The sequence below is a fragment of the Plantactinospora sp. WMMB782 genome (genome assembly GCF_049179135.1).
Lineage (GTDB): Bacteria > Actinomycetota > Actinomycetes > Mycobacteriales > Micromonosporaceae > Plantactinospora.
In genome coordinates this window covers 116,937-133,365 of sequence record NZ_JBMHMC010000007.1, presented here as the reverse complement: position 1 = coordinate 133,365, position 16,429 = coordinate 116,937, and the positions used below count along the sequence as shown (strand labels likewise).

The window sequence follows — 16,429 nt, the reverse complement described above, 5'->3', positions numbered from 1 at the left end:
GTGGCGAGCTTCGCCGAGTACGCGGCCCTGGCCCGGCACCTGCACGAGCTGCGGCGCGGTGCCGAGCGGACCGCCGCGCAGCTCGCCGAGGCGCGGGGGAGTGCCGGGGTGGTCGCCGACCGGCTCGACCAGCGGCTCGCGGTGCAGCAGCAGCGGTTGACCGCACTCGGCCAGATGATCGGCAAGTCGATCCCGCCGGCCGCCGCCCCGCAGTCCGGGCCGCCGCTGCCTCCGCCTCCGGCGCCCGGGTTCGCGCCGCCGGCCGGGGCACCCGGGCACGCTGCCGTGCCGGCCCAGTACAGCGGGCCGGACCAGGAGCCGCCGCCTCCGCCCCCACCTGGATCGCCGCCCACCTCGGAAGGGCCGTCCGGGCTGCAGAGGCATGTCTACCGGCCGACCGGGCTCGGCAACCCCGCCGGCTCGGGAACCGGCGAGCAGGGGAGCGGGGCGGATCCGGCGAGCGGCGGTGCGGCGTACCCGGAACTGCCGGCCGGTCCGGCGCGGCGCGCGCTGCCGGCGACCCCGGCCTCCGGCGCGGTCCCCGGTCCCCGGCTGCCCGCCGACGCGGCGCCGGACGGCGTCGGGCCGGTCTCCGGCGCGGCGGCCGGGATGCCACCGGCCCCGCCGGTCGACCCGCTGCGCGAGCTGGACCTGGCCCGGCAGTCGGCCGACGGCGCCGACGTGATGATCGTGCAGACCGAGACGATGGCCCAGCAGGCGCCGCTGTTCCCGGCGATGTCACCGCTGGCTCGGGCGACGACTGTCTATCTGATCTGTGCCAGCCTGCTTACGGTGATCATCTGGATCCTGCTCACCGTCGCCGAGGTGACCCGGAACAAGGGCCTGGACAGCGGCACCTTCGCGCTCTTCTCGTGGAGCTGCGCCGGCCTGCCGACGATGGCCTTCTTCCTCGGCTATCTGGCGCTCGGCATCTGGGGCAAGCCGAGGATGATCGTCGGTCGTCCCGCTCGGTACGCCAGGCTCGGCTTCCTGATCTGCTTCCTCGCCCCTCCGGTCGCCTTCTTCGGCTATTACCTGGTCTGAGGATCTTTCTTCCAAGGTGTCGCCTGTGCCGGGCTCGTCTCTCGGGTCGGTGTCGGTGTCGGTCTGGGCAGTGGCGTCGGGGGTGCCTTCGGCGTCGGTGAGGAAGCGGTCCAGCTCGGCGCGGGACAGTCGAAGGCCGCGAACGGCAAGCCAACAGCAAACAACTCGCATCCGCCAGTGTCAGTCAGTGATCCGCGGGTGACCGGTGCCCGCGTATTTGATCCAGCAGATACGAGCTTCGTGGTCGACCAGGTACCAGATTCGGCCGCCGCCAGTGACCTCGTACTGCCATTGGTCCAGCGTCTTACCTGTATAGGCGTCGGAGGACAGGGAGCCCTTGAGCCGGTGCTGACGGCTGGTGGGAGGACTGGGGCAGGGGTTGACTTCGATCGCATCGAAAGCGGTGCGAGTGTTCGTGGGCGCCTGTCGGCACAGCTCTTCCCAGCCCTTCGCCGCGTCATTGGTTGCGAACCGGAGGACGTAGCCGCCTGGGCGACGGGGAGGTGCTGCCCGGTCGCCGCGCTTGGCGCTCACTGCTCGTCCGGCCGGGGCGCCGGCCCGAAATCGGCAAGCTCCTGCCCAGTCAACGCTCGGTGCAGGTCGGGGTCGGCGTGGATCTCGGCGGTGTGTCGCCACTCGATGAGCAGTTGTGATACAGCTGCGGTGTTACCGATCGCGGCGGCGGCCTCGGTGACGGCCACGAACTCGTCAGCCATCTCGTCGATGTCATGCGCTGGTAGGAACCGGACCCACGGGAGCGCGGTGGGCAGTACCTCCCGTACCAGCTCGGGCTTACGGCGGGCGATTCCGGCCAGCAGTCTGGCAGTCACGTCGACCACCTCGGCCTCGGCGTCGGCGCGATCGGCCGACATCAGCACCAGGTCCGCCGCGTCGCGGCGGCGCAGCCGTACGGCACGGGTTCGTGTCAGTCTGTCGGTGGTCTCGGCGGGCTGACGTAGCAGCTCGGAGAACGGTACCGACTCCAGAGGAGCAGCAGTCACACTTCAACACTACTTCAGAAGTGGTTGGTATAGCCAGGGTCAGCGGGTTTTGAGCCAACTAATCGACAAAAGCAACAGAACAAACCTGCCAACGGGCGGAGGACGGCGACGGGCGCCCTCCGACCCGTGACCAACGTCTAACTACGATCCAACTGGACAGCGGCACTTTTGCCCTCTTCTCCTGGGGCCGTGCCGGCCTGTTGACGATGGCCTTCTTCCTCGGCTTCCTGGCGCTCGGTGTCTGGGGCAGGCCGAGGATGATCCTCGGTCGTCCCGCCCGGTATGCCAGGCTCGGCTTCCTGATCTGCTTCCTCGCCCCGCCGGTCGCCTTCTTCGGCTACTACCTGGTCTGAGGGTCTTTTTTCAAGGTGTCGCCTGTGCCGGGCTCGCCTCTCGGGTCGGTGTCGGTGTCGGGCTGGGCATTGGCGTCGGGGGACCTTCGGCGTCGGTGAGGAAGCGGTCCAGCTCGGCGCGGGACAGGCCCTCGTCATCGAGCAGGGCGACCAGCAGGAGCGTCTGGGTGGTGTGCGTCCGGGCACGCAGCGGGTCCGGCGTCGGCTCGCCGGCCAGGGTGGCCCAGAGCAGCGACTCGGCCAGCCTCGGATCGAGGTCGTAGCCGGTGTGGTCGTAGCGCTCCCGGACGCTCGCCACGAACCGGATCACCGGGGCCCGATCCTGGCCGCCCGGCCGGAACCGCCGGTTGACGGCGAGCCGGAACGCGGTGTCGACGAGGAGGCCGTACCGCCGCCAGTCCGGCTCGTCGAACCGGTCGATCCGGTGCTGGTAGTCGCGTGGCCGGCCGATGACAAGATCGCGGGAGCGCCTTGCGGATCACCTCAGATCGCAGATCGGATCGGGTGAGCTTGCGCCAGGCGACAAGTTGCCGTCCACGGCTGAGCTATGCCGAGAGCATGGGGTGTCCGCGATCGTCGTACGACAAGCGATCTTCAAGTTACGGACGGAGGGTCTCGTTGAAGGAGTGCAGGGCGTCGGTGTATTCGTCTCCGAGTCCTGAGCGCCAGTATGTAGGTGTCGTTGGGTTGCCGCAGTTGATCTAGGAACCTCCAGTGAACCCGGCCCAAGCGTGGGGTTCCCAAGCCGATTTCTTCACCTAACGGGCATAAAGGATGTCCTGGGGATGGCAAAGGCATGTTCGTGGCTCTATCTTTGCAGATCATGAGCCGCTGCACCCGGTCCTCGGACCGGGTGAGGATCGCAACTTCTACGGCACCAACCAGTACGGCGAGAAGATCACCTGCTGTACCCGGTTTCCGGACCGGGTGAGGATCGCGACTTAACGCCCCTCGGGTCGATGAGGTGTGGATGCTGCACCCGGTCTCCGACTTGGCGGAAAATGCACCACAGGGGAACGGCCCCCAACGCCACACAGAGCTGTACCCCGCCTCACGACACGGCGCAGATCTCCGGAGTCGGCTCTGCCTGTGCGGCGACCTGCACGATGGCGTCGAGGATCCGGCGTGCTCCGCGCAGGTCCTCGATCGCAGCGTCGATCCGGTCGCGCTCGTCGGCGAGTACCGGGGCCAGCCCGGCGCAGGCCGGCACCAGTACCTCGCCGTTGTCGGTCATGCAGGGCAGCACCTCGGCGATGACGGCGGTGTTCAGCCCGGCGGCCAGCAGCATCCGGATGCTGTGCACCCGCCGGACGTCTGCCTCGTCATACTCCCGGTAGCCGCTGGGGCGGCGTACCGGGCTCAGCAGGTGCTGTTCCTCGTAGTAGCGCAGCGCGCGTTCGCTGGCCCCGGTACGCCTGGCGAGTTCACCGATTCGCATGTGGACCCCATCACCGAGCATTGACTCTGACGTCAACGTGAAGCTTTACCGTAGCCGCCATGACATCCGCACCGTCAACCGTGACCGACAGCTCGGTAACCCTCCTCGGCCTGGGCAGGATGGGCAGTGCGCTCGCCGGTGCCCTGCTCGACGCCGGCAGCCGTACCGTCGTCTGGAACCGCACCGCAGGTAGGGCCGACGCCCTCGCCGCCCGGGGCGCCGTCCCGGCCGGCTCGGCCGGCGAGGCGATCGGGGCCAGTCCGCTTGTCGTCGTCTGCCTGCTCGACTACGACAACGTCCGCGCGGTGCTGGAGCCGAACGCCGGCACGCTGGCCGGCCGGACCCTGGTCAACCTCACCACCGGTACGCCGGAACAGGCCGCCGCCCTCGCCGACTGGGCCGGCGCGCACGGGGCGCGCTACCTCGACGGCGCCATGATGGCGGTGCCGCAGACGATCGCCACCTCCGAGGCGTTCTTCCTCTACAGCGGCTCGCGGGAGGCGTTCGACGCACACCGGTCGACGCTGGACCGGCTTGCCAGGAGCCACTATCTCGGCCCGGACGCCTCCCTCGCGGAGCTGTGGGACACGGCCCTGCTCGGCAGCGGCTACGCGGCCCTGGCCGGCTTCCTGCACAGCGTGGCGCTGCTCGACACCGCGGGGGTACCTCCGACCCGCTTTCTCCCCCTTGCACTCCGCTGGCTGAACGGCATGCTGGCCTTCATGCCGGAGCTGGCCCGGGAGGTCGAGACGGACGACTACTCCGACGGTGTCTCACCGGTCGACTTGAACCGCGCCGCCGTGCACAACCTGATCGAGGTCAGCGGCAGGCGTGGCGTAGATGCCGGGATGCACGCGCCGCTGCTGGAGCTGTTGGACCGGCGGATCGCCGACGGCCATCCGGCGGACAGCTTCGCCAGCATCGTCGAGGTGATCCGCAAGCGCCGCGCCTGACCGCCGGTCGACGTCGAATCCTGCCGACCTCGACGCCCGGCCGCCTCGCCAGCCTCGTCAGCGTCGGCGGGTTCTTCGGCGTCGCCGGGGTCGGCGTCCGCGGCGACCCGGGGCGCCGCCGGTCAGTAGCTCTGTCGGCCGTGCACCAGGTCCCACAGGTTAGTCCGGGAGACGATCACGGCGGTACGCCGGGCCAGCAGGTATTCGGTGACGCAGACGCAGAACCCGGCAACGAGCAGTGCGGCACTGTCGAGCGCGATGCCGAGCAGCAGCGGGAGCAGGCCGTGCGCGGTGAGGGCGCGGACCAGCCAGAACGGCGCCACCAGCAGGTCGACCGATCTGCCGAACGGGGTGCCGTAACCGGCGATCACCTGGTCACCGGCATGGAAGAGCCAACCGATGACGGCAACGACGCTGAGTCCGATTCCCCACCAGAGGCCCGGCAGGATGTCGAGTGAGCGCCAGGGTGCGCCGAGCCACCAGCCGAGCGGAGTGAACGCGACCGCCCAGGTGGTGAGGACTCCGACCACCCGGGCGCGTCGCCAGTTCCGGTACCGGCTCCGCCGCGCGTGGGTGCCGCCGTCGTCCAGGGCGCCTGTCCGGGCCATCACGGCGACACCCGACAACACTGCCAGTACACCGGTCAGTACGCTGCCGCCACGGGTGGTCACCACCGCGATCCCGCCCACGATCGCGGGGGCGAACTCGGTCAGGGTCAGCAGCACCGCCCAGGTCCAGGTCTCGCCGATGTCCAGCTGCTCCGGCTCAGGTCGCGGCGCTGCCGATCCGGTCTCGGGCACATGTCGCGGGTCCTCGGCCGACGGATCCTGCCCCGCCATGTCGGCTCCAATCGGCTGTGCCGGGCGCGGGTGATGCGCCAATCCTGCCTTCCCGGTCAATGACGAGTTTTCCAAGCGCGGTCCCGGCTGTCCACGATCGACTGTCGGCCACGGGACAGGGCGCCTCGGTGGCCGAGACCTTCTCCGACGAGTGGACCGCACGTCTCGTCGGACCGCCGGTGGCGACCTCCTCGGTGTCGCGTCCAGTCGTTGTCCAGTCGTGCTTGGCACCGTAGCGCCAGAACCGACGCCGCATCGACGGGCCTGTCTGTCTGCGGCCTCAGTGGAGGGAGTCTCTAGGTGAGAGCCAGATTCTTACGAGGCATCGCCGTGGCGGCGCTGGCGGTGGTGGTGGCCTTGCCCGGTACGGCGACGCCGGCACAGGCGGTCGTCGGCGTCGACAAGATCAAGAAGGTGGGTGAGATCGCCTTCAGTCTGTTCCTGGACTCCCGCAGCGGCGAGCTGACCGAGCAGCAGCTCTTCGAGGCGCTACAGGAGTTCGTCGGGGCGGTCAACGAGGCCGAGGACGCGATCCTCTCCCACCTGGACGCGGTCGCCGCGGCCCCGTGGGTCGGTGCCGCCGAGCACGCGATCCTTGAGGTGCCGTCCCTGCCCCTGCTCAACGAGGACGCCCTGCAGGACTACGCCCTGGAGGTGGCCCTGCACGCCCGCCAGGCGAAGAGTGTGTTCGACGCCGTCCAGTCCCCGGTCGAGGCCGACCACCTCGGGTTCGCCATCTACTCGCTCTATTCGGTCGGGCTGGAGGCGCGGATCGCGGCCGGGCTCGGCACCGCCACCTACCTGCCGAACTACCGGGCGGCGATGCAGGCGATCGTCGACCGGCTCAAGCCGAGGTGTGTTCCCCGGGAAGGCGACATGGACTGGCACCCGTCGATCTACCACGTGGTGCACGAGTGCTCCACCCCGCACGGTACTCGCACCTATGTGGACTACCAGGTCAACGGCGACTGGCAGCAGGGGCCGTGGAGCGATGCGGCGCTGGAGGCGGCGGCCGGTGCCGGCACGAGCTGGGAAGTGGCCAGGGACGCGCTGCAACGGATGAACGACGAGGGGGTCTGACGATGAGAACCAGGCTGAAGAGGGTGGCGACCCGGGGACTGGTCGCCACGGTGGTGGCCACCGGGCTGGCGGTGCCGGCCGCACCCCGCCCGGCGCAGGCGGTCGACCCGGCCACGATCATCCAGGTGGCACAGTTCGCCTACGCCGCGTACTCCTTCTACAACGACTCCAAGGGCGGCGGGCTGACGCTGGAGAACGCCGTCACGATGATGATCAGCGAGGTCCGCCGCTCCGAGCAGGCGATCAAGAACCACATGGACGCGCTCACCGTCGCCGAGGTCCGCGGCTGCACCGAGCACGCCATGCTGGAGTTCGTCGAGAGCCCGGATTTCCCGCTGAGTCTCAAGCAGCGGTTCGCCCAGGACGCCACCGCCTGCGTCACCGCGATAAACGTCCGCTACGACGTGGTCGGGCAGAACTTCAACTTCGAGGCGATGCGCGACCTCGGCGTACTGCTCAGCACCCTGGGGCCGGTCGCGTTGGCGGCGCGGGCGCAGGCCAGGCTCCAGACAACGCAACTGGAGCAGTACCTGATCGCCGCCTTCACCAAGATGCAGGCCACCTTCCAGGTCTTCTGCCACGAGTACTTCGACCGGTTCCACCTGCCGATCCCGAACGAGGAGGAGGTGTGGCAGGTCTATCCCGAGCTGTACATTCCCGGCTACTTCCAGTGCGTGGAGCACGCCGGTGGACCGATGGCGGGCCGGCATGAGTACGCGCTGTGGCGGTGGGGAGCGTTCGCCGGGTACCGCGATCCGGCCAACCCCAGTCAGATGTTGAACTACTACCCGCACTATCCGGCGCTGCGCGAGGAACTGTCCCGGAGATCACTGTCCGGGATCCTCGCGGCGGCCCTGGCGGAACTACGGTCCTGACCGGACAACCCGGAGCCGACGACGGGCCTCCCACACGTCACCCCGGGAGGCCCGTCGAGCGGGCCGTCGAACTGCCACCTCGGCAACGATCGACACCCACGCCGGGACCTACCGACGGCCAGGTCAGCCCGGATATCGCCCGTCCGGCGAGATCACGCAGGACGACACGACGAGCAGGGCCACCGCGTCCGGCGGTTGGGTACTGGTCAGCGAGAGGCTGAAGCCAGCCGCGGGGTCTCGGCCGGCCAGACTCACTTTCACCCCGTCAGGCAACTCCCGGTACTCGGTGATCTCGATTCCCCTTGCCTGCCAGTCCTCCCGGAGTTGCCGGAAGGTGGCCCGGTGTCGGCCGGACGGCAACGGGACCTGCCAGCTCCCCGACACCTGGTAGCGGCCGTCGTCGGCCAGGTCACCGCCCGGATCGTCGCAGGGCACGGGCCCGAGCCGGGTCGCGTCCGGCAGCGTCGCGAAGGTGGCCAGGCTCCCGGCCGCGTATGCGCCGGTGCTGGCGCGCAGGGTCGTTAGTGCGATGTACGTCGATCCCGTGCTGCGTTTCGCCTCGCCACCACAGCCGATGGTGGCTATGACGAGCGCAGCCATCGTCGCCGCCATCGGGCGACGACAGATGCCGGCCTTCGCGATCACCCATGCCGGATCCATCACCGCTCCAGTAACCATCGCGCTCTGCCGCAGCAGGCGGGTCAGCCCGGATACTTTCCGTCGGGCGAGCGGACGCACGGGGACACGATGATCAGGGCTATCCACACCCTGTCCCCGGAGGTGGCCCAGGAGAACTGGAAACCGTCGGCGGGCCGGACGAGGTCCAGTTCGGCGCCGGCGCCGTCGGGCAGTATCCGGAAGTTCTTGAGTTCGTATCCCCGTGCGATCCACTCGTCGCGGAGTCGCTCCAGCACCTCGGCGTGCTGCTCCACGGGAAGGGTCACATGGCTGAAGCCGGAGACGTGGAACACCGCATCGTCACGGTATTCGTCGCAGGGTGCCGGTCCGACCGTTGGGGCCGGATCCGCGCGACCCGCACCGATCGCTTCACTCGCGGCGGCGAGATGCGTGCGAGTAGCCGACTCGACCTCCGCCCGTGACAGGATTCGCACTGTCGGGTCCTCCCGGTCGTCGGGGTTGGCGCAGGCTGCGATCAACACCAGCGCTGTGCAGCCTGCGGCAACCGCTCGTACCCTCATCGTGGCGCCTGCCCGTGATCGAGGCTTACCTGGTCGTAGAGGCCCAGCACGATCCTGCCCTGGTTCTTCAGGCTCTCGCTGCCCGGCGTCCAGTAGCCGCTGTGCCCGGACGTGTCCGCGTGGTACCGGTTGGCGCCGAAGTCCTGACTCGTGGGCTCGTTGTCGTGGATCCCCGGAATGCTGCCCGGCCCACCAGTCATCGGATCGTCCGCCGCGCCACCCGCCCAGACGTGCCGGGGGTCGATCATGAGGTCTCCGGCGGTGCCCACGGACATCCCCGGGCTGCCCGCCGTGATGATGTCGTCCACGGCGAGGCCGTTCCCGCGGCTGGCCGCCTCACCCACCACCACACTGCCGTAACTGTGCCCGATCACCGTGGTGTGGTTGGATTCCCCGGCATGGGCGGCGTGCAGCCCGTTGACGAAGCTGTCCAGAGCCGGCGCACCGGCCTCGGCGTGCCCTGTGCCGACCGCGCTGCTGTCGAAGCCCGGCGCGTCGTAACCGAGCCAGGCGATTACCGACACCCCGCCCGCCGTCGGGCCGCCGAGCTGCTCTGCCGCTCGTTGAACCTCCGCCGCCCGGTCGATTTGGCCGCGCATGTTGTCGAGCTCGGTACCGGTGCCGGGAACGAGTACGGCGGTGTGCGCCGCGGTGTCGGGATTGCCGACCGCGACGATCGCCTTGCCGTCGTTGGCGTTGTCGAGGCCGAGCAGGAACAGCGCCTGGCCGGGCGGACCGTACTCGGCTGCCTCCAGCTTGTCGAGCAGCGGAAGCAGTCGGTCCAGTTCGCGCCGTTCCTGCGGGCCCCACTCCGGAGCCCGCCCCAGCTCCCCGATTTGCGCCCGCAGCGCCAGCCGGTTCGCCTCGTCCCGGTCGGCGGTCGGCAGCCCGTCCAGCGCACCGAGCCGGTCGGGATGGGCGGTCAGGTAGAGCAGTCGCTGGTCCTCGGTAAGCCCGGCCCACCAGGTCCGGACGCTCTCCGGATCGGTGCCGGACTCCGGGATGGCGGACTCCGTCACGCCCAGCAGGTCGGCTACCTCCTGGGCGTCCAGGATCGCGTTCTTCCACTCGAAGGTGTCCATGCTGCCGCGCTGGCTCGGCTCCAGCTTGCCCAGCGCGCGCTTGATGTCGGCGTCCGCGTCGTCGGCCTCGCTGAGGAGCTTTCCGATCAGCTCGGTGTAGATCTCGGCGTTCTGGTACTGCAGCGCCCGCTCCGTCCGGCCGTCGTCCAGGTGGATGTGCCAGTCCTGAGCCGGTGGCGGCACCACCCGGCCGTCGTCGGTCACCTGTAGTCCGAGCAGGTCGCAGGCGTCGATCGCGGCGTGCAGGCGCTGCTGCACGTCGCGCAGCCGCTCGGCGGCGTTGTCGAGCACGATCGCGGCCATCCGGTGCAGCAGCGCCGCCAGCTCGAACTCGTCGTCGAGCTGATCCAGCCGGGTGAACAGCGCGGACGCCGCGTCACCGGACCAGCCGGAGGTCCGCAACGGCCCGGTCAGTTCCGTGACGACCTGCCGTTCGAGTTCGCCGGAGCGGCGGGCCAGCAGGCGCCACGCGTGGGCCGCCTCGGTCACCGCGCCGAGCCGGGCATCACGCAGGTCGACGTAGCCGACCACTGACGTTCACCGCCCCAGGTTCCGAAAGTTGTCCGCGCTGGCCAGGTCGCTGTGCCGGTAGTCACGGGCACAGAGCCGCAGGCCCTCGGCCAGCGCGTCGAGGTGCTGCCGCAGTTTGCCGAGGTCGTCCTGCCACCAGTGCAGCAGATTTTCCAGGGCGGTCCCGGTCTGCCAGCCGTGCAACTCCCGGGCCGCCTGGGCGGTCTCCGGCTCCACATCGGTCAACTCCCGATCCAGGCCCGCGTGCAGCTCCGCCGCCGTGCCGGCCTTCGCCTCCAGCAGTGCCGGGTCCACCCGCACTTCTGTAGCCATCGACACCCCTCCCCGTGTCGCAGAGTAGCAAAGTAAAGACACTCAGTACTCTGTCAAGGTCAGATAGGTGTCTGTGCCGATCCGGCCGGCGGCTTCGCTGCCGGGGTACCCCCGGTGCAGGGCGATCCGGGCGGCGGAGGGCGAGCCGGAGGGGCGACGGCGCACGGCGGGATCGCCGTGCGCCGTCGACTCGCTGGAGCCGTGACCCTGACTGCGCCGGTCGGACCGGCTCAGTTCCAGGGGTTTCCGGCCTGGTCGTTGATGTGCACCCAGAACCGGGTGTCGGCCGGCAGGGTGCCGTGCCCCCAGAGGTTCCAGCCGCTGCGGGCCCGCCGTGGCGGGAGCGGCAGCCCGGGGAAGGGAGGCCGGAGGAAGTAGTAGCCGTCGTGGAACTCGGCCATCTTCCAGCCTCCGCCGAAGGACGCCGCGCAGATCCGGTCGGCCTCGGCCGGACTGCTCAGCCGGATGCCCGGCACCGGGGCACTGAGCTGCATCGAACCACCCGACCAGCCGTTGTACTGGTCCGGCGTGACGCCGGCCGGAACCGGCGCGTCGTACTGGGACAGGCACAGGATCGGCAGGCTGGTGCCGGCCGGCGTGTCCCCCTGGTACGGGTTGGTCTGCTCGTCGGAGCCGACCAGCACCACGTTGTCGGCCCGCTGCTCCTTGACCCGCCAGGTCATCGCCGGGTGCGTGCCGGGGCTGCCGGCGTAGAGCAGGAGGTTCGGCGACCCCCGGACGTCGGAGAGCACGTTCGGGGTGGCGGTGTCGGTGAGCCAGGCCGAGACCTCGGCCGGCGGGGCGGCCGGACTCCGCTCCAGATAGAGAGCGGCGGCGCCGGCCACGTGCGGGCTGGCCATCGAGGTGCCGCTGGCCACCAGGGCGGCGCTGTCCGAGGCGATGCCGGTGGAGAGGATGTCCGAGCCGGGGGCGAACAGGTCCACGCACTGGCCGAAGTTCGAGAACCAGCTGCGGTTGTCCCCGGAGTCGCTGGCGGCCACGGTGACGACGTTCGGCAGCGCCGCCGGGGACTGGCCGCACGCGTCGACGGCGTCGTTGCCGGCCGCGACGACGTACGTCACCCCGGAGGCGATCGAGTTGGTCACCGCGGCGTCCAGCGCCGGCTGGGGCGGCCCGCCGAGGCTCATGTTGGCCACCGACGGGCCGGTCCGGTTCGCGGTGACCCAGTCGACCCCGGCGATCACCGCCGACGTGCTCGTGTACGGCGAGCAGCCGAAGACCCGGACCGGCACCAGCCGCACCCCCTTGGCCACCCCGTACGCGGCCGAGCCGACCGTGCCGGCGACGTGTGTGCCGTGCCCGTGGCAGTCGTTCGTGCCGTTGCCGTCGGCGATCGCCGTGAACCCGCCGGCCACCCGCCCGCCGAACTCGACGTGGCTGGCCCGGATGCCGCTGTCGATGACGTACACGGTGACGCCGGAACCGCTCCGCAGGTACTCGTAGGTGTTGTTCAGTGGCCGGTCCCGCTGGTCGACCCGGTCCAGGCCCCAGGTGACCGGGGTCTGCGTGACGTCGAAGCCGATCCGCTGGTCGGGCGCGACGTAGGCCACCTCGGGGTCGTCGCGCAGCGCGTCGACCTGAGCCGGCGTCAGCTCGGCGGAGAAGCCGTTGAGCGCGCTGCGGTAGCGGTGCCGAACAGTCCCGCCCAGCGCGGTCACCCGGGCCACGGCGCTGCCGTCGCGGGCGGCGGCGGCCGATCCCGGCTTTCCGTGCAGCACGACGACGTAGCTTCCGGCGACCGCCGGCCCGGTCGCGGTGTGCAGCGGGGCCGGCCCGCCCGGCCGGGCGGGCGCGGCGCCGGCGCCCGCCGGGGGCACGGCGAGGCTCCCGGCCAGCAGTGCGAGGACGGCGGCGGCCGTGACGCCGGCCCGCCGGTGCCATGGTCGTCGGCTCTGGACCGAGTCGGGCAGCCGAACAGGATCGTCTGACATGGACAGTCTCCCTCCCGCGGAACACCGTCCGGGCCGCCTCGGGGCGGATCGCGTGGAGGGGGACCGGGTGGCGGACCGAGCCGACGTCGTCGTCGCGTCGCCGCCACACCTCCGCCGAGTTCCGCCGGCAGCACCGGGTGCGTACCCGGCGATGGTGGCGGATCGGCGGGCGGCGGGATCGGGATTCCGGACAGCAGCAGAAATCGACAGACAGCTGTTGATCACTCAGTGTCGCGGTCTAGGCTTCGTCCGTAGGCGGAGACCGGGGGTCCCAGCACGATGCCGCACCGCTCGACCGGGCCGGTCTTCGACCTGCCGCCCCTCGACGTCTCCGGGGTGTCGACCCTGCCCGACCTGGCCACCGTGCTGCGGGCACTGCGCCGCCGGCACGCCCGGCAGCGCCGGGACGGCGAACTCACCTACCGCGAGCTGGCCGCCCGGACGGGCTGGTCGACGGCGGCGGTGGCGGAGTACCTGACCGGCCGGACGCTGCCGCCCACCGACCGGTTCGACATCCTGGTCGGGCTGCTCGGCGCCACCCCGGTCGAGCAGGGCATGCTGGCCACCGCCCGGGACCGGGTCGCCGAACAGCACCGGCGTACGCCGCGCCGACCGGCCGGGTCCGGACAGCGATCGGTACCCCGACAGTTGCCGGCCGACGTCTTCGGCTTCACCGGCCGTGGCGAGCAGCTCGCCCACCTCGACGACATGCTGGCCGGCCCGGCCCCGACCGCGGTGGTGATCTCGGCCGTCTCCGGTACCGCCGGAGTCGGCAAGACCGCACTGGCCGTGCACTGGGCGCACCGGGTCGCCGACCGGTTCCCGGACGGCCAGCTCTACCTGAACCTGCGCGGCTACGACCCGGAGCAGCCGATGCGGCCGACCGACGCACTGGCCCGGCTGCTGGCCTCGTTGCGGGTCACCGGGGCGGAGATCCCGGTCGACGTCGAGGACCGGGCCGCCCGCTACCGCACCCAGTTGGCCGGCCGGCGGATGCTGATCGTGCTTGACAACGCGGCCACCGTGGAGCAGGTCCGCCCGCTGCTGCCCGGTACCCCCTCCTGCGCGGTCGTGGTCACCAGCCGGGACCGGCTGGCCGGGCTGGTGGCCCGGGACGGCGCCCGCCGGGTCGACCTCGACCTGCTGCCGCTGCCCGACGCGGTCGCGCTGCTCCGCCAGCTGGTCGGGGCGCGCGCCGAGACGGAACCCGGGGCGGTCGCCACGCTGGCGAACCTCTGCGCGCGGCTGCCGCTGGCGTTGCGGGTCGCCGCCGAACGGGCCGCCGCGCACCCGGACGCCACCCTGGCCGAGCTGACCGCGGAACTTGCCGACCGGCAGCGCCGGCTCGAACTGATGGACGCCGACGGCGACCCCCGGGCCGCGGTCACCGCGGTCTTCTCCTGGTCGGTGCAGCACCTGCCGGCGTCGGCGGCGCGCACCTTCCGGATGCTGGGCCTGCACCCGGGCACCGACTTCGACGAGTACGCCGCAGCCGCGCTTACCGGCACCGGGCCGGCGGCGGCCCGCGACGACCTGGCGGTACTGGCCCGCGCCCACCTGCTGCACCCGGTCCCCACCGCCCGGCACGGCATGCACGACCTGCTGCGCGGCTACGCCAGCCAGCTCGCCGGCGCGCACGAGTCCGAGGACGGGCGGCGGGCCGGGCTGGGCCGGCTCCTCGACGCCTACCTCGGCACCGTCCGGTCCGCGACCGAGCTGCTCGACCTGGCCGACCCGCGCCGCCGGTCGGGTGTCGAGCCGCCGGCCGGGGCGGGTCGGCCGCTTGTCGAGCCCGGCGGTGCGGGTCGGCCGCTGGACGGCGCCGGGGCGGCCCGCCGCTGGCTGGACACCGAGCTGCCGAACCTGGCCGCCGTCGCCACACACGCCGGAACCAGCGGCTGGCCGGGGCATGCCGTCGAGCTGTCGGCGCTGCTCTACCGCTATCTCGACGGCGGCCACTACGCGGAGGCGCTTACCATACACAGCCAGGCGTACCAGGCCGCCGAGTCGACAGGTGACCAGACCGGCCAGGCGCACGCGCTGCTCGGCATCGGCGTCGCCCACCTGCACATGTGCCGATACGAGCGGGCGGTAGACCCACTCCGGCGGGCGCTGGCCGTGGCGCGGCGGGCCGGTGACCGCAGCCAGCAGGCCCGGGTGCTGACCGTGCTCGGCAACCTCGAACGGCTCCGGGGCCGGCCCGGACCGGCGGCCGGACATCTCCGGCAGGCGTTGGAACTCGCCGGGTCGGCCGGCGACGACGCCCAGCAGGCCCTCGCGCTGAGCAACCTCGGCACCGTCGACGCGCAGCAGGGCCGCTACGAACCCGCCGTCGAGCATTTCGCGCGGGCGGCGGCGCTGTCCCGCCGGGCCGGCAACCGGCTGGGCGAGGCGACCGCGCTTACCAACCTCGGCCTCGCCGAGCAGCGGTTGAGCCGGCACCGCTCGGCCGCCGGCCACCTGGAGCGGGCCCTGGCCGTGTTCCGGCAGCTCGGTCACCGACAGGGTCAGGCGAACGCGCTGGACAACCTCGGCAGTGTCCACCTGAGCCTCGACCAGCCGCACCGGGCCGTCGAGTACTTCACCGAGGCGCTGGGGCTCTGCCGCGAGATCGCCGACCGGGAGGTGCAGGCGTGGGTACTCAACGGTCTCGGCGAGGCGGCCCGCAGCACCGGCCGGCCCGCCGAGGCGGTCACCCACCACACCGAGGCACTTGGCATCGCCGCCGACATCGGTGTCCGGGAACCGCAGGCGCGGGCGCACACCGGGCTCGGCCACGCACACCGTGACCTCGGTGACCTCGACCTGGCCCGGCAGCATCTCGAACTGGCACTTGCCGGCTACACCGAACTGGGCTCACTCGACGCCCAGCAGGTCCGCCGTGCCCTCGCCGCCCTCACCGCCCCCGCCGACGGCTGACCCGATCGGTGGCGGCCACGGTCGAGCCGGTCGGTGGCGGCCTTTGTCGACCCGATCGCCGACGGCCACGGCGGAGAGTTGACTTCAACCGTGGTTGAGGTGGTCGACTCGGGCAATGCTCTCGAACGGACTGCGGGTCGTCGTCACCGGTGCGGGCCGGGGCACCGGCCGTACCCTGGCACTGGCGTTCGCCGAGCGCGGCGCGCACGTCGTGGTCTCGGCCCGGGATCCGGCGGCGGCCGGACGCACGGCGGACCTGATCGGCCGCAGTGGGGCCGGCACCGCCGAGGCGCACGGCTGCGACCTGGCCGACCCCGCTTCGGTACGCGGCTTCGCGGCTGCGCTGGCCGACCGGAACGACCGGATCGACGTGCTCGTCAACAACGGTGCCGGCTATCTGCCCGGGGTGGGCCTGGACGACGCCTCCGACGAGGAGATCGTCGAGACCGTCGCCGGCACCGCGACCGGTACGGTGCTGCTCACCCGGCACCTGCTGCCGCTGCTCCGGGCCTCGGACCGGCCCGACGTCGTCAACCTCGTCTCCGCCTGCGGGGAGGTCGGCCACCACCGTTCGGAGGCACATCCGGCCTACTATGCCGCCAAGCATGCCCAGGCCGGCTTCGCCGGCATCCTGTCGCACCGGCTGCGCGCCGAGGGGATCCGGGTGATCTCGCTCTATCCGCCGGACTTCGTGCAGGACGGGCCGCGCGAGCCAGGCGCACCGCTCACCGCGCGGTCGGTCGTGGAGTGCGTGCTGTTCGCGGTCGGACAGCCCCGGGACTGCTTCATCCGGGAGTTCCACTTCGAACAGGTACGGTCGCCGGGACCGTAGGCTCTGCCTCCGGGCCGGG

18 protein-coding genes are annotated in these 16,429 nt (G+C 71.3%); 8 read left to right on the top strand and 10 right to left on the bottom strand.

Annotated elements, in window-relative coordinates; genetic code table 11:
- Nucleotides 1-1,044 carry a hypothetical protein gene (locus ACN28A_RS02460; RefSeq protein WP_421391860.1) on the top strand — a complete coding sequence of 348 codons (1,044 nt, stop codon included), beginning with the start codon at nucleotides 1-3 and terminating at the stop codon, nucleotides 1,042-1,044.
- Nucleotides 1,045-1,224: 180 nt separating this feature from the next.
- Here ACN28A_RS02460 and ACN28A_RS02455 read toward each other — a convergent pair whose 3' ends face one another.
- Nucleotides 1,225-1,578, bottom strand: coding sequence for a hypothetical protein (locus tag ACN28A_RS02455; RefSeq protein ID WP_421391857.1), 354 nt, complete (start codon nucleotides 1,576-1,578; stop codon nucleotides 1,225-1,227).
- Nucleotides 1,575-2,045 (bottom strand): hypothetical protein, encoded by a 471-nt coding sequence (locus ACN28A_RS02450; RefSeq protein WP_421391855.1) that lies wholly within the window; start codon nucleotides 2,043-2,045, stop codon nucleotides 1,575-1,577. The genes ACN28A_RS02455 and ACN28A_RS02450 overlap by 4 nt, the downstream gene beginning before the upstream one ends.
- A 206-nt stretch (nucleotides 2,046-2,251) precedes the next feature.
- Between ACN28A_RS02450 and ACN28A_RS02445 the strand changes: the two genes are divergently transcribed.
- Nucleotides 2,252-2,398, top strand: a complete 147-nt coding sequence (locus tag ACN28A_RS02445; RefSeq protein ID WP_421391854.1) for a hypothetical protein — start codon at nucleotides 2,252-2,254, stop codon at nucleotides 2,396-2,398.
- Between the two features lie 10 nt (nucleotides 2,399-2,408).
- Here the strand turns inward: ACN28A_RS02445 and ACN28A_RS02440 are convergent, their stop codons facing one another.
- Nucleotides 2,409-2,708, bottom strand: coding sequence for a hypothetical protein (locus ACN28A_RS02440; protein ID WP_421391852.1), 300 nt, complete (start codon nucleotides 2,706-2,708; stop codon nucleotides 2,409-2,411).
- 139 nt (nucleotides 2,709-2,847) lie between these two features.
- Here ACN28A_RS02440 and ACN28A_RS02435 point away from each other — a divergent pair, with 139 nt between their 5' ends.
- Nucleotides 2,848-3,060, top strand: a complete 213-nt coding sequence (locus ACN28A_RS02435) for a winged helix-turn-helix domain-containing protein (protein WP_421391850.1) — start codon at nucleotides 2,848-2,850, stop codon at nucleotides 3,058-3,060.
- Nucleotides 3,061-3,449: 389 nt separating this feature from the next.
- Here ACN28A_RS02435 and ACN28A_RS02430 read toward each other — a convergent pair whose 3' ends face one another.
- On the bottom strand, nucleotides 3,450-3,836 hold the full coding sequence (locus ACN28A_RS02430) for a MerR family transcriptional regulator (RefSeq protein ID WP_421391847.1): 387 nt from the start codon (nucleotides 3,834-3,836) through the stop codon (nucleotides 3,450-3,452).
- A gap of 59 nt (nucleotides 3,837-3,895) precedes the next feature.
- Here ACN28A_RS02430 and ACN28A_RS02425 point away from each other — a divergent pair, with 59 nt between their 5' ends.
- Nucleotides 3,896-4,789 (top strand): NAD(P)-dependent oxidoreductase, encoded by an 894-nt coding sequence (locus ACN28A_RS02425; protein WP_421391845.1) that lies wholly within the window; start codon nucleotides 3,896-3,898, stop codon nucleotides 4,787-4,789.
- A 122-nt stretch (nucleotides 4,790-4,911) separates the two neighbouring features.
- Here ACN28A_RS02425 and ACN28A_RS02420 read toward each other — a convergent pair whose 3' ends face one another.
- Nucleotides 4,912-5,628: a hypothetical protein gene (locus ACN28A_RS02420; RefSeq protein WP_421391842.1), complete on the bottom strand. Its 717-nt coding sequence runs from the start codon at nucleotides 5,626-5,628 to the stop codon at nucleotides 4,912-4,914.
- 300 nt (nucleotides 5,629-5,928) lie between these two features.
- Here ACN28A_RS02420 and ACN28A_RS02415 point away from each other — a divergent pair, with 300 nt between their 5' ends.
- Both ACN28A_RS02415 and ACN28A_RS02410 read left to right on the top strand, forming a co-directional pair.
- Nucleotides 5,929-6,708 carry a hypothetical protein gene (locus ACN28A_RS02415; RefSeq protein ID WP_421391840.1) on the top strand — a complete coding sequence of 260 codons (780 nt, stop codon included), beginning with the start codon at nucleotides 5,929-5,931 and terminating at the stop codon, nucleotides 6,706-6,708.
- 2 nt (nucleotides 6,709-6,710) lie between these two features.
- Nucleotides 6,711-7,583 (top strand): hypothetical protein, encoded by an 873-nt coding sequence (locus ACN28A_RS02410; protein ID WP_421391838.1) that lies wholly within the window; start codon nucleotides 6,711-6,713, stop codon nucleotides 7,581-7,583.
- A 123-nt stretch (nucleotides 7,584-7,706) separates the two neighbouring features.
- Here the strand turns inward: ACN28A_RS02410 and ACN28A_RS02405 are convergent, their stop codons facing one another.
- The 5 genes from ACN28A_RS02405 to ACN28A_RS02385 all read right to left on the bottom strand — a co-directional run bounded on the left by ACN28A_RS02405 (nucleotide 7,707) and on the right by ACN28A_RS02385 (nucleotide 12,659).
- On the bottom strand, nucleotides 7,707-8,243 hold the full coding sequence (locus ACN28A_RS02405; RefSeq protein ID WP_421391836.1) for a hypothetical protein: 537 nt from the start codon (nucleotides 8,241-8,243) through the stop codon (nucleotides 7,707-7,709).
- A 41-nt stretch (nucleotides 8,244-8,284) separates the two neighbouring features.
- The gene (locus ACN28A_RS02400) at nucleotides 8,285-8,554 is read right to left on the bottom strand and encodes a hypothetical protein (protein WP_421391833.1); all 270 of its coding nucleotides are present in this window, start codon (nucleotides 8,552-8,554) and stop codon (nucleotides 8,285-8,287) included.
- 224 nt (nucleotides 8,555-8,778) lie between these two features.
- Nucleotides 8,779-10,395 carry an alpha/beta hydrolase gene (locus tag ACN28A_RS02395; protein ID WP_421391830.1) on the bottom strand — a complete coding sequence of 539 codons (1,617 nt, stop codon included), beginning with the start codon at nucleotides 10,393-10,395 and terminating at the stop codon, nucleotides 8,779-8,781.
- Between the two features lie 6 nt (nucleotides 10,396-10,401).
- Nucleotides 10,402-10,707 (bottom strand): WXG100 family type VII secretion target, encoded by a 306-nt coding sequence (locus ACN28A_RS02390; protein WP_421391827.1) that lies wholly within the window; start codon nucleotides 10,705-10,707, stop codon nucleotides 10,402-10,404.
- A gap of 230 nt (nucleotides 10,708-10,937) precedes the next feature.
- The gene (locus tag ACN28A_RS02385; protein ID WP_421391824.1) at nucleotides 10,938-12,659 is read right to left on the bottom strand and encodes a S8 family peptidase; all 1,722 of its coding nucleotides are present in this window, start codon (nucleotides 12,657-12,659) and stop codon (nucleotides 10,938-10,940) included.
- A 279-nt stretch (nucleotides 12,660-12,938) separates the two neighbouring features.
- Here ACN28A_RS02385 and ACN28A_RS02380 point away from each other — a divergent pair, with 279 nt between their 5' ends.
- Both ACN28A_RS02380 and ACN28A_RS02375 read left to right on the top strand, forming a co-directional pair.
- Complete coding sequence (locus ACN28A_RS02380; protein ID WP_421391822.1) at nucleotides 12,939-15,578, top strand: ATP-binding protein; 2,640 nt, start codon at nucleotides 12,939-12,941, stop codon at nucleotides 15,576-15,578.
- Nucleotides 15,579-15,693: 115 nt separating this feature from the next.
- Complete coding sequence (locus ACN28A_RS02375) at nucleotides 15,694-16,410, top strand: SDR family oxidoreductase (protein WP_421391820.1); 717 nt, start codon at nucleotides 15,694-15,696, stop codon at nucleotides 16,408-16,410.
- The last annotated feature ends 19 nt before the right edge of the window (nucleotides 16,411-16,429 follow it).

Excerpts from the sequence above, each read along its gene's own strand:
- ACN28A_RS02445 (WP_421391854.1), top strand. The coding sequence starts at position 2,252 with ATGGCCTTCTTCCTCGGCTTCCTGGCGCTCGGTGTCTGGGGCAGGCCG.
- ACN28A_RS02435 (WP_421391850.1), top strand. The coding sequence starts at position 2,848 with ATGACAAGATCGCGGGAGCGCCTTGCGGATCACCTCAGATCGCAGATC.
- ACN28A_RS02430 (WP_421391847.1), bottom strand. The coding sequence starts at position 3,836 with ATGCGAATCGGTGAACTCGCCAGGCGTACCGGGGCCAGCGAACGCGCG.
- ACN28A_RS02425 (WP_421391845.1), top strand. The coding sequence starts at position 3,896 with ATGACATCCGCACCGTCAACCGTGACCGACAGCTCGGTAACCCTCCTC.
- ACN28A_RS02420 (WP_421391842.1), bottom strand. The coding sequence starts at position 5,628 with ATGGCGGGGCAGGATCCGTCGGCCGAGGACCCGCGACATGTGCCCGAG.
- ACN28A_RS02410 (WP_421391838.1), top strand. The coding sequence starts at position 6,711 with ATGAGAACCAGGCTGAAGAGGGTGGCGACCCGGGGACTGGTCGCCACG.
- ACN28A_RS02405 (WP_421391836.1), bottom strand. The coding sequence starts at position 8,243 with ATGGATCCGGCATGGGTGATCGCGAAGGCCGGCATCTGTCGTCGCCCG.
- ACN28A_RS02390 (WP_421391827.1), bottom strand. The coding sequence starts at position 10,707 with ATGGCTACAGAAGTGCGGGTGGACCCGGCACTGCTGGAGGCGAAGGCC.
- ACN28A_RS02385 (WP_421391824.1), bottom strand. The coding sequence starts at position 12,659 with ATGTCAGACGATCCTGTTCGGCTGCCCGACTCGGTCCAGAGCCGACGA.
- ACN28A_RS02380 (WP_421391822.1), top strand. The coding sequence starts at position 12,939 with ATGCCGCACCGCTCGACCGGGCCGGTCTTCGACCTGCCGCCCCTCGAC.
- ACN28A_RS02375 (WP_421391820.1), top strand. The coding sequence starts at position 15,694 with ATGCTCTCGAACGGACTGCGGGTCGTCGTCACCGGTGCGGGCCGGGGC.